This window comes from Vibrio sp. THAF190c (genome assembly GCF_009363355.1).
Classification (GTDB): domain Bacteria; phylum Pseudomonadota; class Gammaproteobacteria; order Enterobacterales; family Vibrionaceae; genus Vibrio; species Vibrio fortis_A.
Map to the genome: position 1 here is coordinate 122,020 of NZ_CP045341.1, position 15,127 is coordinate 137,146.

Annotated in this window: 17 protein-coding genes; all 17 read left to right on the forward strand. The window is 40.6% G+C overall.

Features of this window, described 5'->3' with window-relative positions:
• Positions 1 to 4: 4 nt before the first annotated feature.
• The 17 genes from FIV04_RS25780 to FIV04_RS25860 all read left to right on the forward strand — a co-directional run bounded on the left by FIV04_RS25780 (position 5) and on the right by FIV04_RS25860 (position 15,077).
• Positions 5 to 730 carry a thioredoxin domain-containing protein gene (locus FIV04_RS25780; protein ID WP_152471274.1) on the forward strand — a complete coding sequence of 242 codons (726 nt, stop codon included), beginning with the start codon at positions 5 to 7 and terminating at the stop codon, positions 728 to 730.
• Between the two features lie 5 nt (positions 731 to 735).
• On the forward strand, positions 736 to 1,503 hold the full coding sequence (locus FIV04_RS25785) for a DUF4400 domain-containing protein (protein WP_152471275.1): 768 nt from the start codon (positions 736 to 738) through the stop codon (positions 1,501 to 1,503).
• Positions 1,504 to 1,622: 119 nt separating this feature from the next.
• Positions 1,623 to 1,949, forward strand: a complete 327-nt coding sequence (locus tag FIV04_RS25790; protein ID WP_152471276.1) for an RAQPRD family integrative conjugative element protein — start codon at positions 1,623 to 1,625, stop codon at positions 1,947 to 1,949.
• Positions 1,942 to 2,271, forward strand: coding sequence for a DUF3262 family protein (locus FIV04_RS25795; protein ID WP_152471277.1), 330 nt, complete (start codon positions 1,942 to 1,944; stop codon positions 2,269 to 2,271). The genes FIV04_RS25790 and FIV04_RS25795 overlap by 8 nt, the downstream gene beginning before the upstream one ends.
• Before the next feature lie 16 nt (positions 2,272 to 2,287).
• A complete protein-coding gene (locus tag FIV04_RS25800) occupies positions 2,288 to 2,629 on the forward strand; it encodes a DUF2976 domain-containing protein (protein ID WP_152471278.1) in 342 nt (113 codons plus the stop codon).
• Between the two features lie 10 nt (positions 2,630 to 2,639).
• Complete coding sequence (locus tag FIV04_RS25805) at positions 2,640 to 3,020, forward strand: DUF3487 family protein (RefSeq protein WP_152471279.1); 381 nt, start codon at positions 2,640 to 2,642, stop codon at positions 3,018 to 3,020.
• A gap of 5 nt (positions 3,021 to 3,025) precedes the next feature.
• Positions 3,026 to 3,667 carry a PFL_4703 family integrating conjugative element protein gene (locus FIV04_RS25810; protein WP_152471280.1) on the forward strand — a complete coding sequence of 214 codons (642 nt, stop codon included), beginning with the start codon at positions 3,026 to 3,028 and terminating at the stop codon, positions 3,665 to 3,667.
• Entirely contained in the window at positions 3,667 to 4,452 is a 786-nt protein-coding gene (locus FIV04_RS25815) for a TIGR03749 family integrating conjugative element protein (protein WP_152471281.1), read from the forward strand. The genes FIV04_RS25810 and FIV04_RS25815 overlap by 1 nt, the downstream gene beginning before the upstream one ends.
• Positions 4,453 to 4,596: 144 nt before the next feature.
• Positions 4,597 to 6,117 (forward strand): TIGR03752 family integrating conjugative element protein, encoded by a 1,521-nt coding sequence (locus FIV04_RS25820; protein ID WP_152471282.1) that lies wholly within the window; start codon positions 4,597 to 4,599, stop codon positions 6,115 to 6,117.
• Complete coding sequence (locus FIV04_RS25825; RefSeq protein ID WP_152471283.1) at positions 6,111 to 6,530, forward strand: hypothetical protein; 420 nt, start codon at positions 6,111 to 6,113, stop codon at positions 6,528 to 6,530. The genes FIV04_RS25820 and FIV04_RS25825 overlap by 7 nt, the downstream gene beginning before the upstream one ends.
• Positions 6,527 to 9,376, forward strand: a complete 2,850-nt coding sequence (locus tag FIV04_RS25830; RefSeq protein ID WP_152471284.1) for a conjugative transfer ATPase — start codon at positions 6,527 to 6,529, stop codon at positions 9,374 to 9,376. The genes FIV04_RS25825 and FIV04_RS25830 overlap by 4 nt, the downstream gene beginning before the upstream one ends.
• Positions 9,364 to 9,903: an OmpA family protein gene (locus FIV04_RS25835; RefSeq protein ID WP_152471285.1), complete on the forward strand. Its 540-nt coding sequence runs from the start codon at positions 9,364 to 9,366 to the stop codon at positions 9,901 to 9,903. Before FIV04_RS25830 ends, FIV04_RS25835 begins: the two co-directional genes overlap by 13 nt.
• Positions 9,903 to 10,346: a DUF1525 domain-containing protein gene (locus FIV04_RS25840; RefSeq protein ID WP_152471286.1), complete on the forward strand. Its 444-nt coding sequence runs from the start codon at positions 9,903 to 9,905 to the stop codon at positions 10,344 to 10,346. Before FIV04_RS25835 ends, FIV04_RS25840 begins: the two co-directional genes overlap by 1 nt.
• A gap of 2 nt (positions 10,347 to 10,348) precedes the next feature.
• The gene (locus FIV04_RS25845) at positions 10,349 to 11,695 is read left to right on the forward strand and encodes a TraU family protein (protein WP_152471287.1); all 1,347 of its coding nucleotides are present in this window, start codon (positions 10,349 to 10,351) and stop codon (positions 11,693 to 11,695) included.
• Between the two features lie 292 nt (positions 11,696 to 11,987).
• On the forward strand, positions 11,988 to 12,224 hold the full coding sequence (locus FIV04_RS25850) for a hypothetical protein (RefSeq protein ID WP_152471288.1): 237 nt from the start codon (positions 11,988 to 11,990) through the stop codon (positions 12,222 to 12,224).
• Between the two features lie 76 nt (positions 12,225 to 12,300).
• Positions 12,301 to 12,822: a hypothetical protein gene (locus tag FIV04_RS25855; protein ID WP_152471289.1), complete on the forward strand. Its 522-nt coding sequence runs from the start codon at positions 12,301 to 12,303 to the stop codon at positions 12,820 to 12,822.
• A gap of 404 nt (positions 12,823 to 13,226) precedes the next feature.
• Positions 13,227 to 15,077, forward strand: a complete 1,851-nt coding sequence (locus FIV04_RS25860) for a VWA domain-containing protein (protein ID WP_152471290.1) — start codon at positions 13,227 to 13,229, stop codon at positions 15,075 to 15,077.
• Positions 15,078 to 15,127: the final 50 nt, after the last annotated feature.

Here is a 15,127-nt window from a genome sequence, read left to right on the forward strand (position 1 = left end):
AAATATGAAAACGATTCTGAATGCAATTTTTTCAGCAACAGTTCTATTTGGTACTACTGCACTAGCGGACCAAGAAGTAACAAACGTTGCAAAGACAGGCACGCATTACCTAAACCAGTATGGTCTAACAGTGTTTGTAGATTCACAAAATGAGGCTTTAGATAACGTATCTTTCAAAACAGCATTAACGGATCAGGGCCCTATATACTACAACGAAGAGCGAGAAGTGTTTTTTAAAGGCACTAAACCCATGATGATCCGAAATGGCGAATTGGCTCTAGTTGATCTTGAATTGTTTGACTATGTGGTAATGAACATGCCGGACACAATTAATAAGGTCGCGCCCAACGAAAAAGTCGTCGTTACTATGTTTACTGATTTTACTTGTGGTTGGTGTCAAAAGGTTCATGAGAACATTGATTCTTACCTTTCGGCGGGGATCTCTTTCCGGTTTGTATTGTTCCCTAGGAATGGCGTTCAAAGTGACCAAGTGGCGAATATGATGTCAACTATCGTTGAGTCTGATGCGCCTTATGAGAATATGCAGAGACTATTTAAAAGTCAGTACATACATGCCTCTCCACTGAGTCCAATCATCCAAAACAACTTTAATGTCGCGATGCAGTTAGGACTAGGAGGTACACCAGTTTTTGTTATAAATGGTTACCCATATGAGGGTTACCTAGCACCAGAACAAATTATCCAAACATTCGTCACTAACGAAGGTTAAAGGGTATGGCCAAATCAAGTACTAACAACAATCAAGAACCTAAAAAGGATAACGCAAAGTTTAGTCCTAAAATTCCAGTCTTTGGGTTTTTATTAAAGCTATTGACCAAAGTAATTGGGGTCTCAATTTTTGCAGGGATGGTGTTGTTGTTACTTGAACTCGGTTTGTTCATGTATGTGGATGAGCCTCTACAAGCAAGTTATGAACGCTATCAGAGCGTTTCAAATTTTGCTCAAACGGGAAGCTGGTTTAAAGAAGAATCAGTTATGACGATGGTAGAGGTTTACCTACTAGGAGCTGTAAACCTTGATGGAATGATCGCATTTGTAGACAAATATGCAGTTTTAGCTTCTAGCAAGCTTGAACAATCATCATCTGGTAAGACAGAAATGTCGCGTCTAATGATCTCCTTTTCTAAGGACATTATTTCAGCTATTCCAGAGTTAATTCGCCTTTGGGTTATCGTAACGTTTACTTGGTTAGCTAAAATTCTCACTGTTATTGCGATGATTTTGCCGTGTTTGGTTATAATCGGCGCAGGGTTTGTTGATGGAACTGTAGAAAGGAAAATTAATACCTTCAAAGGTAAGCGAGACTCACAAGATACCATTGAGTGGTGGTATTTGGCCTTTACCGCATCGAGTTATACAGTTTTATTTTTTTACATGGCCATCCCCAATTCTCTTCAAGCTACACACGTAATGTTACCAAGTGCTTGCTTGTCAGCATTCTTCGTCCGACAAGTAACAGCTTCATACAAGAAATACTGGTAAAGCTTTCAACTCAACTGCGGATTCATTATCGAATCCGCTTTTTTGGCATTTATCGGTACATCAAAATCTATCTAAAGCGTCCTGAGTATTTAGTAACCGTAAAAACCAAGGACGATACGATGAATCTAACGCCACTCCAAATACTACCACTGTTAACGGCCATTTTTTCAGTATCAAGCCAAGCGGGTATATGGGAAGAAAGGGAGCATCTAGAGCGCTATATGAAGCAACTTGATGCACTTAATCAAACCGTATTAGTGCAAGCTTCAGAAAGCGCAGACCCGAACGCCCGTATATCTTTGAACTACCCAAAGTTACTCCATGATGCAAACCAAATTGCCAGAAAGATAGAGCATCACTTAAACAAACCCCTTGAAGAGTATCGATCAATTGATTTCCCAATTGATGCACATTCAAAAACTACCACGGAAGATTCGTATGAATAAGTCATCGCCATTCTTACGTTTAATTGCGGTCTTATTAATCGCATTTGTACCAGAAGCGTTTGCAGTTGTTCAGGAACCTGATCCAGTGGGTACAACAGTACAAGAAGCATTTGATTTCGTAGTCGGTTCCAATGCAGTAGACAACATTCGATTCATCATCAAAGGGCTAACACTGGGTGTGGCATTTTGCATTATGGCATACGCTATTCACGACAGTTTTGGCGCATTTACAGACGGCCAAATTACTAAGAAAGCTTGGGGCTTGTTAGTTATCCGAGCGTTGGGAATGTTAACCATTCTAAACATATTAATTTCACTCTAATCAAAGGATAAAAAGGATGTATAGAAAACTCTTAAACAAGTGGTATTACCTTGGAGCTCTCTATTCAGTAGATGCTCTCTCAGCGTTGCCGACTGCCAAAACATCAACAGGTGCACAGCAAGGTGACTATATTGCGATGGGCCGAGAAACGGCCACTGATGGTGTGGTTCTTTTTGCTCAGATTGTCGGCGCATTAATCTTAGTCGGATATGTCGGCGCGCTTGGTAAAACCTACTGGGACGTAACCAAGGAGAAGAAAGAGTGGTCAGATTTTATCTCTGTGGGTGTTAGTGGCGGTATCGTAGCTGTAATAGGCATGATCTTGCTAACAATGGCAGAGCAAATTTTTACCACTTAGTGAGGTTCCAATGGCTGAATTTGATGAAAACAACATTCAATCTACGCTCGATAAATTGGACTATGAAGCAACTATGGTTGGCGGCTTCACTCAAAAAGAACTTCTAATCACTTTTGTGGTGATGTTCTTGATTTCAGCGTCGGTCATGACTCTCATTGCTCATTTTTGGATCGGAATTTGGTCATTGGGTCTCATTGCTGGAGGTGCGACTGCGGGACTTCTTACCGCAAAGGCATCACACACTGCATATCATGTCAAAAAAGGTCGACCTAGTTATATGTTATGGGTCGACTTAAGAAGGAAGGTTCAAGATGACGGTTTTTTGGGTATCAAAATCGACTTCAAGTGTATACGAAGTACGTATTGGTCGATTAATGATAGGGAGGTATAAGCAACATGAAATTGTCATTACCTAAAAAGCTCGTAGACGTTCTAGCTGAGAAAAATGCACAAATTGTCTCTCTCAGAATATCGTTTCTGCTTCAGAGCATCATCATCATTGGTTTGATAGCAACCATCTATAAAGCACCAGATAAAATTACAGTTTACGTACCGCCTGACCTATCTAATGGCGCTGTAATGCAGATTGGTGATGTTCCAAGTGCAAACGTGTTATCTACGGTTTCATACCTGTGGATAGAGGTTAATTCGTGGCTTAAAAACGGAGAAAAAGATGCTTTTCAAAACCTTGATGCCTATAGAGAGTACTTTTCTGAAGATTTTCGAGAACAATTATTTAGATCGTACAAGAGCTTAAAAGCAAAAGGGGAGCTTGACCGAGTTCGTAAAGTCACGTTAGTGCCGGGAATGATTCACGAAGTTGAAAAGCGTGTGTTTGAGCGTGTGAAGAATAAGGCGTGGGTTGTCTACCTAGATATCATTGTTGAAGACTATTATTTGGGTGAATTAGTTCAACATGTTCGCGCACGATACCCACTCCAAGTTGAACGCGTGGAAACAAACTATGACCGTAATCCACTAGGGCTGATAGTAACTGGCTTTGAACGAAAACCAACAATCATCAATGAGGTTAAGTAATGAAGTACCTGGTTATATTTATGATGGCGATGTTTTCATTCAATGTTTTCGCAACGGAGGTTCTAGTTTGGGACAAGAAGCCGTTAGAGATAAGACTAGAAGTAAACAAAGAACGGATTATTGAATTCCCAGATAACATTTCAATGGCAATCCCCAATAAAGTACTTAATCGGATGAGGGTAGACTCAAGTGCCGGTAACGCTTATTTTATTCCAAGAGCTCCATTCCCAAAAGCTCGCATTAAGGTAACATTGGTAAGTACAGGAGAGGTAATTTGGGCGTATATCTTCGCCGAAGAATCCTCAAACGAAATGCCTTTACCGAACGTTAAAGTAATTACTAATGAAGAAAAAATAGCCGATGATGAATCGAGGCAAAAGTTATTTGCCAAGTCAGGGCAAGTATCTAAGAAGCAACTAACTCAATATGCCACTCACGATTTTTTCGCTCCACCTGAATTTAAAAAAATGGACCTACCTATTCAGGAGTCTCCCATATTAAGACCGTTAAATCTTGAACTTATGTTCACTGGTAGAAGCGCAGGCCTATTCGATTTACAGGCAGTAAAGCAGTATCGAACGCAAAATTATACTTTGACCGCCATCGTTTTAACGAATAGAACCAATGAAGTGCAGCCTATAATCTTCTCTGATTTAGAAGTAAATGGGTATCTAGCAGCGAGCAGTCAGCACATCAATGTAATGCCTAGGGGAACGGATGGACAATCATCAGTCTTGTACTACATAACTGATAAGCCGCTTTCAGAGAATTCTAGCTTTCTATAGCGTTCATTTCAGAATAAGCACCTCCAATCAATGCAGCCTTAATCGGCTGCATTTTCATTTCAAATTGACCGCATTTTTGGCGTGATGTGATTGCGTCAAATTCAATGGTTTGCGTCTTACTCGATAACAGGGAGTTTGCAAACTATGAGTAATTTAAACAAAATTCTGGTGGGACTTGGCGCTCTAATCGTTATCGGTTTGTTAGTTCAAATTAACTCTGGTAAAGAGGTTGAGTCAGTTAACCAGCAACAAGAAACTAAAGAAGATAGTTTCCATAATGAGCAAGTAAGTGAAGATGACCTATCACTAAACAACACCAAAAGTACTCTTAACACCTTACTTGCTGAGAAGAAAAATACTGATAAACGTATAGATTCTCTGAATAATGAAAACGATTTCTTACGCAATAAATTAGGGTCATTAGAACGACAATTGAATGCAAAAGGGGGGGGAGAAAAAGGGGAGTATCTTCAACTACAAGACAAGTATGCCGAAATGGAATACAAAATCGAATTACTTAGTCAAGAGTTAAAAGAGTACCAAGAACAATCTCAGCCTGAAGATGATTCCTTTCTTGGCATAAATGACAACGACTTGAAGCCAATCGGTGTCACCGATTATGAACAGACAGTCGATAAAGTTGATATTCCCCCCGCCACCGGTAACGCAATTGTCGATATGATTGTACAGCCTGCAATAGATATTTCTGGGTTGGCAACTAATGACGATATCGTCTCGCCAATTGACACGACTAACCTGCCATATCAGAACTCAGACGATGATCGCATGGTTGTAATCGAGCAGAGTGACCGTACCGTAATAACGACAAAAGAGGGAACTGAAGAGTACGTTTACCCAAATCTTAACAGCAAAACGCTTTCTGACACTCAACCGGGGTTTGAACAACCTCTTTCTAGTGATTCCCAACTTTTTGGAGAACAGGAACCAAAGAAAGTTGAAGTCCCGATTTACACAGTACCCCAAAACTCTACATTTTTTGGCTCGGTGGGAATGTCCGCAATCCTTGGTCGAGTACCAATTGGCAATGAGCTCAGTAACCCCTACCGATTTAAAATTCTGATTGGCTCAGACAACTTAGCATCCAACAACTTCTTTATGCCTCACTTAGAAAGCATGACCGCAAGTGGTTATGCAGAAGGTGACTTTACGCTTGAATGCGCTAGGGGCACCGTCGACAAAATTACTTTTACTTTTACTGATCAAACAGTAAGAGAAATTACTGGTGGTGAAGGAGAAGAGTCTCTTGGATGGCTCTCCGATGCCTATGGCGTCCCATGTATAAGCGGTGAATATCTGACTAATGCCCCGGAGTTTATTGCAACTCAAAGTGGATTAGTGACTTTATCTAGTTTTGCAAGTTCGCTCGCTGATTCAGCTGTTACGACAACAACGTCGGCTGATGGTGCAACGACCTCTGTAGTTAACGATGCAAGCAAGAAAGCTCTAGGGGAAGGTTTTTCTGATGGTTCAAATGAAATAGGTCGATGGTACGCAGAGCGCCAACAAAGTGCATTTGATGTCGTGTTTGTCCCTACAGGAGAGCAGGTGGTGCTCAACATTGAGAAGTCATTACACATTGACTACGAGCCTGATGGGAGAAAATTAGTCCACATTGAGAACGGGAAGGAGTACTTAGGATGGTAAAGACCAAAACACTGTTGATTGCCACTGCAATTATTTTATCGGGGTGCTCTTCAAGTTCTGAGAAAGATCGGATGATCCCAAAGTCAGACGAAACGATGAGAGATATTTACATAAATGGCGGAAGAACTCAGATAAGTGGTTCGAATGTTGACCAAGAGTTTGTCGAGAGTAAACAAGCATTGTTAGCGCGAGGAACCATAGGGACACCTCAAGTAATGGATGTATATCGAATTAATCAAGTCTCAACACAAGCTAACTTCAACAAGCTCCATAACCCAACGATTTATATGTATTTTCCACCCAAAATTTCAGAAACGGATCGATTGCCGATCCCGGCCATGATGACAGAGTTCAAAATGTACGATAGAGACGAATACGTATTTGGTGACCGATTCAATGGAGAACGAAAATGAGTGCATTGAGTGACGTTTTTAAATCGGTTACAGAGCCATTTAGAACAGGGGATAATTTTACTAAGGAACACCTTAAAGGCCTTTACGACACAAAACTACCTAGTTTTGTTTCTATGCTTCCTTACTCGGGTTATGACAAGGAAACTAAAACTTTCATTCTTGAAGATCTTGTATCGAGGGCCGTTTCGCTTACGTTACTTCCGATAGCAACTGAAGGACGAACAGGAAGCCAGCTCGCGACAACTAGAGATGCAATTCAGTCTCTTTATGATGAACTTGAAGAGCGAGAAAAGGGAAGGTGGGTTCTTCAGGAGTTTACGTATGAAGATAATTCCGTCGATGCCATTATTCAACGAATGCGTGATTATGTATTGCCACACGCTAAAGGTACTGTATTTACAGAGCAATATATCAACTTAATGATGCGCCACTTTAAGACGCTGCAGAAAGAAGATGGCTTATATCATGACACAAAAGTAACCAACCAACCGTGGCGCTTCAAGATGCCGCGGACAAAGCTAATCCTCTATCGCCGTCAAACTGAAAGTGATGTACGTAACTTCTCTACTGGGCGTCATTCACCAGTGACAGAAATCAATGAGGTTATCGAGAATTTTAAAGTAAAGATGAGTCAAGCAGGGATAAAGCACACCCAAGATGATGACATTGACCTCTTTACTTGGTTATTCAAATTCTTTAACCCGAAACCAGACAAATCGATCTTTGAAAATAAAGAAGATTACTATGAGCGAATGTGTGACATAGATAGTGACCTCTTAACTGGACGCGCTCTACGTGAAGCATTACTCAGTGATCAACCAAGAAGTGATGTTGAAGATAACTGTTGGTATTTCAATGAAAAGCCAATGAGATTCCTTCGGTTCTCTAGCCTAAGAAAAGCACCGCGTATTGGAGCTCTAACTGGAGAGGTATCTAGCGGAGAAGGTGCTAATGAAACAAATTTCTGTGTGATGGATGCTTTACCGAGCTCAACGATCTTAGCAAAGACCATCGTTTTTACACCTCAACCTGAATTCGATAAGCGATTCCGTAAAACAGCAAAGTCAGCTGAAAGTAGTTCAAAAGAAGCTCAAGAAGTAAAAGCTAATTTCGCATCTATGAGTGATCAAATTGGAACCGACCAAAAAAAATTGCAAGTCACTATGGGTGTCTATATTACGGGTGATGATTTACTAGATCTCGAAACAAACCAACGGAAGACATTAACAGTTCTCAATAACGCCGGGTTAATGCTTTACAAAGATAAAGTTGATGGATTATCGCTTAAAGCTTTCGTAAACCATCTTCCAATGAACTTTCGACCAGAGCAAGACAAAGGGTATTACTTACGATCCATGTGGGCCCAACACTGCGCAAACTTGTCTTTTGCATTCAGCAGAGGAGAGGGCACCGGTAACCCATGCTTTACGTTTTTTAATCGTTCGGGTAGCCCGGTATTTTTTGATCCGTTCTCTAAACTCGACCATGAAGCAACTGGATTTGGAATGATACTTGGTAGCACAGGTAGTGGTAAGTCAGTAACTATCGCTAACCTTGTTACATCCCTTGCCGCTATGAGAAGACCAAGAACATTCATCATTGAATATGGCGACAGTTTTGTTATGGCGGCCAAAGACTGGGCTATGAAGGGGCTCTCAGTCAACTACATAAAAGTTATGCCTGAAACAGCGCCGCGTCTAGCTCCATTCTCTAAAATTGACAAGATTCTTGACGATATTCCAGATAGTGACCTAGTTAATCAGATTGAAGAATTCGACGATATTGATTATGTCGACGTTAATGATAAAGAAGATAAGAAAGATGTAACCAAACAAGGCGATACTATATCTGAGCTCGAACTCGTTCTTCTCTTGATGGCCACTGGTTCTGAAGAGTCTGAGCTTGCTCGTTACACTAGGGCAGACCGAAGCCTTTTACGTCGCGCTTTAGTTGATACTGCCAAGCGTCAACGCCAGAAAGGTCTAGATGAAGGTTTAGGAAAAGCAAAACCAACTGTAGTCTCAGATATTATCGAGACTATAGAGGGGTACGTTAGAGATACCAGCCTAGATATTCATGAGCAAAAACGTATCTTCTTAAAAGATATTGCATTGTCTCTAGAAGCATTCACAACAGGCATCAACGACACACTATTCAATCAACCTGCCGAAGCTTGGCCAGATACAGACATCACAGTATTTAACTTGGGCCTTTTATCTCAGGACGGTAACGCTGCACAACTTAATGTAGCTGTGCTATCGCTGATGCAACACATAAACAATTTAAGTGAAGCATACCAATATGAGAGTAGAGATGTAGTGTCATTTACTGATGAAGCCCACTTGTTGTTGAACAACCAGGTGTTAGGGAAGATCTTAACTCGTGTTGTTAAAACTGCTCGAAAACTTGGCCATAACCCATTCTTTGCAACTCAGGATTGTGACGACTTAAAAGGGGAGTCCGCGAAAATTCTAAATAATATTGAATGGTTCTACTGTTTAAACTTCCGTCAAAAAGAAGCCAGAAAGATTCAAGAGTTGTGTTCGCTGTCTGATGAAGATGTTCATCTAATGGTGAATACACGTAAGCAAGACAAAGCTTACACAGAAGGCGTCGTAATCTCACCACACCACCGGATAATGTTCAGAAATACCCCACCGTCTTTGATTCTTGCGCAAGCACAAACAGACAAAAGCGAAAAAGCAGCTCGAACAAAATATATGAGAGAGAACGGAATTACTGATGAACTAGAAGCAGTTTATGAGATCGCAAACAAGCTCGATTCCTTAAGAGGTATTGAAGGAAGAATTGATTATCAGGAGATTAAACAACAATGCGCAGCTTAAAAAGGTTATTAATTGAAACGACCTTAATAACAATTACAACTTTATCGTTTGGTGCGACTGCAGGTGTTTTTGAGCATAACTCAAACGCGTACCTTGATGATCAATACAACATCATAAAATACATGTTCATCGACCTTGAGGTTGCTAAAACCAGTGACTTTGAAATCAAAGTAGTTATCCCAACTGAGTATGGTTTTCAAACGGGGAAATCTACTTTGAAGCGCCCTATGAAAGACAAGCTTCGTAGCCTTTCGAAAGTCCTTCAAGACTACAATGAATCAAGTATTGAAATTATCGGTCATACCGATTCTGTGGGCTCAGAAAAATCAAATCTGCAACTTGGAAAAGATAGAGCTGACGCCGTTCGAAAAGTGCTGTTGTTGGGTAAGGTAAATCCATATCGAATTGAGAGCTTATCAGACGGGGAAGAGGTACCAAAGTGTACAAATGAGACAGAAGAAGGTCGAGAATGTAATCGTCGAGTAGAAATCAACATTATGTTGGAAAAAGAGCTTGCGAGGTACTGATGAAATTATCTCTTTTATTAGCACTTTTTTCTTTTGCCTTTTCTGAGAACTCTATAGCCAAACCTATAGAAAAAGTGGTTTGGCTTACCACAACTCAGGTGACAAGTGAGCAAGTTCAGAAGGCCCAAAAAGCTGCTTCGAACACAAACTTCAATTACTTTAAGGTCGATGAATCAGAAAAATTGAGAGCTTACTTTGAGGGGCAGTTTCCAAAGAAGCTAAATGATAGGCCAGAAGTCGAAAAGGACGCTTACCTTAACAAGCATATCATTCCTAGGATAAAAGCTTATGCGCCAGAAATGATGCGTTCCGAAATCGGAATTACTATGGCGAAAATGTATCGAATTGAGCGCATCCCTGCAGTGATCATAAATGACAAATACGTTACGTATGGTCTTTCAGTCAAAGATTCAATTGATATGTATTATGCACAAGGAAAGTGAGTATGGTTAATCGTTCCTTATGTCTGTTTATCTTATTGACCGCTCTTTTGACCGGTTCGAACGCCCAAGCAAATTTGGGCGTCATACCTGATCTAAGCCAAATTCAACAAATGCAAGGAGCTGTGGATACGGCATCTAGCATTGGGGACATGGCTCAGGGCGCTATGGCAATAGGAAGCCTAGCAGTCGGCGGCGGCGGAGTAATGGGAATTACTGCGATTAATCAAGCGGTTGGTAATACCCAAAGAGATCCTTGGACTATTCTGGATGAGTTTTATTATTCATGGCAAAACGATCTTGTGAACATTCCTCAACTCTTAGACTGTATTGAGTACAGTATTGTCGGATCGTGTCTTTCTGTTCGGTGGACTTTTTGGGGGCCTAAGTTCACCTTTGGTTTAGCTGTTGAACATTTTGTAAGAGATACGCACGTTGAAGTAGTAGCTCAAGCCCCATCAATAGAACCTTTAGAGTTTGTTGAGAAGTCGGTGTACCCAAGCTCAAGTGGTATAGCTGAAGATATGTTTATTATGTATCCCTACACTTGGAAGTTTTCACGCTACTCAGGTTCTGGACTTATTGGAATGATAGGGCGCGGTATAGACTCCCTTCTAGAAAATACACCGGGCGCTACCTCCCAATCACAGGAGAATCGATTTTTATATCGCGATGTTCAAGTGAGTGGGAATGTAGAAAAAGGTATGCATACTTCGATTGCAAGCGGATTTTTGGGTTGGGCTGGATATTGCAACGTTCCAACTGCTGGTGGAGCAGTCTACTACAACTCAACACTAGATCTATTTTCTTGGCGATGGTTAGCGACTTCAGAAGTTGTCCTTACTGCCCTATATCAAGCCCATCATTTATCATGGAATGATATAGGAAATAACTACGGTTCGACTATGCCAAGAAGTGGTTATATCAATACTCCTAACCCGTTTAAAGCTTCTGTTGTAGCTGCAATTAGAGGTACAAGTATCGCTGCGGAAAACCGCGCACAATATTCAGGGGTTGTTGGTCTTCATGTATACGTGCCATTACCGCAATATGGTGCCGGTAGTTTTACTGGCGGTCAGTATCGAACCCCTCAAGATGCACAATCGTTCAAAATGGACATGGTTTACCCCTATAAGCAAAAGCGTTGTACTAGATATGAAGGGGGAGCCGGTCGTTATGTATTTGACCCTGCTCAAGCGACTCTCGATGACGTTCGCACAGCAAAATTTAATAATAACAATCCACATGGTTCAGCCATTTTCAAACTCTACCGGCCTTTTCGTTGTTGTAAGAAAAATGGTAGTAAGGTCTATAGCGTTGTATCTCCTGGGCCTATAGGTAAGCCTAGATAGTCATCAAGATTGTTCAATCAAGGAATTTGTTGATTAATTTGAATACAGTCCTAATATTAATTATGCACATCTTATTATATGCAATTTGTTCTAGAGTTGTATTTTAGGATGTGTTAAAAATGATCTTGTTGCGATAAGTGTTCCCCATCTACTTATGCATCTAGTCACCAAAATATGTTGACATTTTTACGGTCATTTGGATAATGTGCGACCATCGTATTCTGAACACTGTCTTGATTTGTTCAGCAGTTTATGTTCAGTAACTTTGAGGCGTACCTTTAAGGAAAGCCATATGAATAAAGATCTCGATTACATCAAAAGTGAACAAGAGCTCTTAAAAAGAGCACAATCAACGTCAATGGAAGAGGTTGGTTTGGCTCTGACTAGCGATATGTCGAAACAAGATCGTCGTCGACTTATGCGAGAAGCTCGTGATGCTCTTAGAGCACAAACCGAAATGCAACAAAGTCGTCAAGCGCTTCAACCTTCAATGGTTCAACAACATTCAGCATCTATGGCCGTTTGTTAATTAGTGTTGCGCAGTTGCATATAAACCCTTGCTGATTTAAAATCGCAGGGGTTTTTTCTATTTAGGGAACAAATAAATGCCAGTAAAAGCTGTGCTACTACACAAGTCCTTTTTTCAAGGAATGACAAATAATTGTTATTTTGTCGATTATCAAAACTTGAGCGATGAACATCTGGATTTGTTGATGGACTTTGTTGACGACGTCATTGACGGCAATAAATTAAAAGGGCGTAATAAACCTAGTTGGCACGACAAGGATGGCAAAGATATACCTAAAGCCAAGGCTTACAAGCAGTGTAAAGTATGGCATTACCATGCAGGGCCCCATGCTGATGATGCTGATTATAAAACACTTAATGTGCGGCAACCAAATTATGAAGATTACACCTCGGATGCTGTTATTCACTATTCTTGGTTAGGTGAACAACAAGATAAAATTGTGATCTTAGGGTTTAGCCCACAGCATAAAAAATTCCCACTCCCTAGTGATAAAGGAAACCCTTTGCGATCTCGTATGGGACTTAAGGGTAGATTCCCTGATTCAGTTCTAGAAAAATTTCGTTCAAATGACGATAAAGAAGACCTAAAAGCTAGCTAAGTCTGGGGCTCAGACTGAGTCCTTTTGGGTATACTTTTCAAAGTTTACCCTGACTAAAGGCTTTCTCCCTTCAAGAGTGACAGGTACCTGTTCAATTAAACCTTTATCTTTCCTTATTTGATTCAACGAATCAATTCCTCTATTATCTAAGTACATGCGAACTAATTGTACGCTCACATACCAAGTTAGAAAGAGTGACTGTTTCTTATAGTGGGTCGTGCATAATCCTAGACTTCCAACACCTCCCACCATTCTATTGCCCAACTTCTACTTGAATTTGTGTGCCTTAAAGTTTTGCTCCTCGGAGTAAATGTTACTTCCGCTAAGGTAACGCTCAAATTGTTGAGTCGCGGAACATCATTACTACATGAACCCGAAAGGGTCTATCTAAAAGGAAACACATTATGGATCTAAGTAAAAACATCATCGTACTCTCTGGCGTGTATGCTGATGAGTTTGATATTGATATTCAAATCAACACTAGAGGTATGGCGTGTACAGACGGGAAAACGGTTTGGATTCCCAAGCCTAAGCCTGAATATCTGGCTATGACATGGGGATACTGTGCTCATGAGGCCGGTCATATTCGAGACTCTGACATTGATCTTATTATTGCAACTAAGAAGGCTAATCCCTTCCTAGGTTGGCTACTCAACGTAGTTGAAGATACTCGTATCGAAGCAGTTCAAGTTGAGTACTTTCCCGGAGTAAAAAAGCACTTTGATGAACTAACTTTACAAGTTCTAAAGTATGACTGGGAAAGCAATAAAGACAAAGGTTTGAATGAATTACTTGTCGACTATGTATTTAACTACATACGCGGTTTTATCCCCAATTACCCAATTTGGGATGAAGATACGGTGAAACTACAAGAAGCTATGAATAGAAAGTTCAACTTAATATTCATGTACAGCTTTAATCAATTACTTGATAAAGCTCGTTTCACAAAGTCGACAACTGAAGCTCTTGATCTTTCAAAGGAGATTCTTACCTATCTCGTTAAAGCAGCTGACCAAGAAGAGAAATCTGATTCGGAAAGCAATCAAGATCAAGGCGGTAATTCAGACGACTCTAAAGACAAATCACAACCTCAAAATGGTAGTGATAGTTCAAATGATGACTCTAACGGCGACGGGCCCGACGGTGATGCTAGTAGTACCGATGATGATAATTCAGAAGGTGAAACTGCTAGTACTCAAAGCGGAGAGAAACCAAATCAATCTGACGATGGAAATTTCGATGGTAACTCACAAAGTGGCATACCTGATGGAAATGACTCGAAAGATGGAAAGTCTAGTAAAGGCGCTGGTGGTCAAAATGTCGATTCCGAGAATAAAGAATCCTTATCCAAGGAAGCGACTGAAGCCATCAAAGAAACAATAGCGAAAACGCAAGATCAACTAGGTAGTGGTGACTTGGGCGATTTACTAAAAGACATTTTGTCAGATAGTGACAACCAACTTCCATTAACAACTGAAGAAAAATATGCTTTAGGAGCTGTAACTGAAAAAAGTGTTAACATTTCTCAGGCTAAAATTGATTGTGCGGTCGACATGGCATCTCAAACGACAAGTGAGCTTCGTTATGGACTAGTTAGATTGATGGAAGATAAAACTAGATCACAACGAGTCACAGGCCGTAAGGGGCGCAGACTAGCTAAAGGCAAGGCTCATCGACTTATAGTTGGTGATACTCGCATTTTTAAGCGTAAGTTTACTGAACGTGATGAAGTGAATTGTGATGTGGCGGTATTGGCTGATTATTCAAGCTCAATGGGCAGCAATATTAAATCAGTTCAAATTGCCAGCTTTGCCTTATTGGATTGTCTTAGTAAGATTGATGGGGCAAACACTTGTGCTTATGGGTTCGGAGGGAATGGTATTGTAGAGATACAAAAGCCTAACCAACGTGTCGACCAATTAGTGAAAGGTCGTATTTTTTCACTAAGTTCAACTGGGGGGACACCTGCAACCGAAGCATATTGGGCATCAATTCAAGCATTCAGACGAATGAGCGGCAAAAAAAAGGTGGCCATTATGGTCACTGACGGTGAACCGAACGATCAAACATCAACTTTTAACATGGTTCAGACCATGAGAAAGGAAGGTATTTGTGTAATCGCACTCGGTGTCGGCGTCAGCCAAAGAGCCCATAGTATTTTTAATGGAATCTATGGTGCCAACAACTGGATCTATGTTCAAAACTTTAGTGACCTACCGAGGGAGCTTTTAAACATTGCTAAAGAAGTTATCTAGATTTTTTAGCGAAAAACGGGGCATATACTAATAAGTATGTGCCTTTTAAT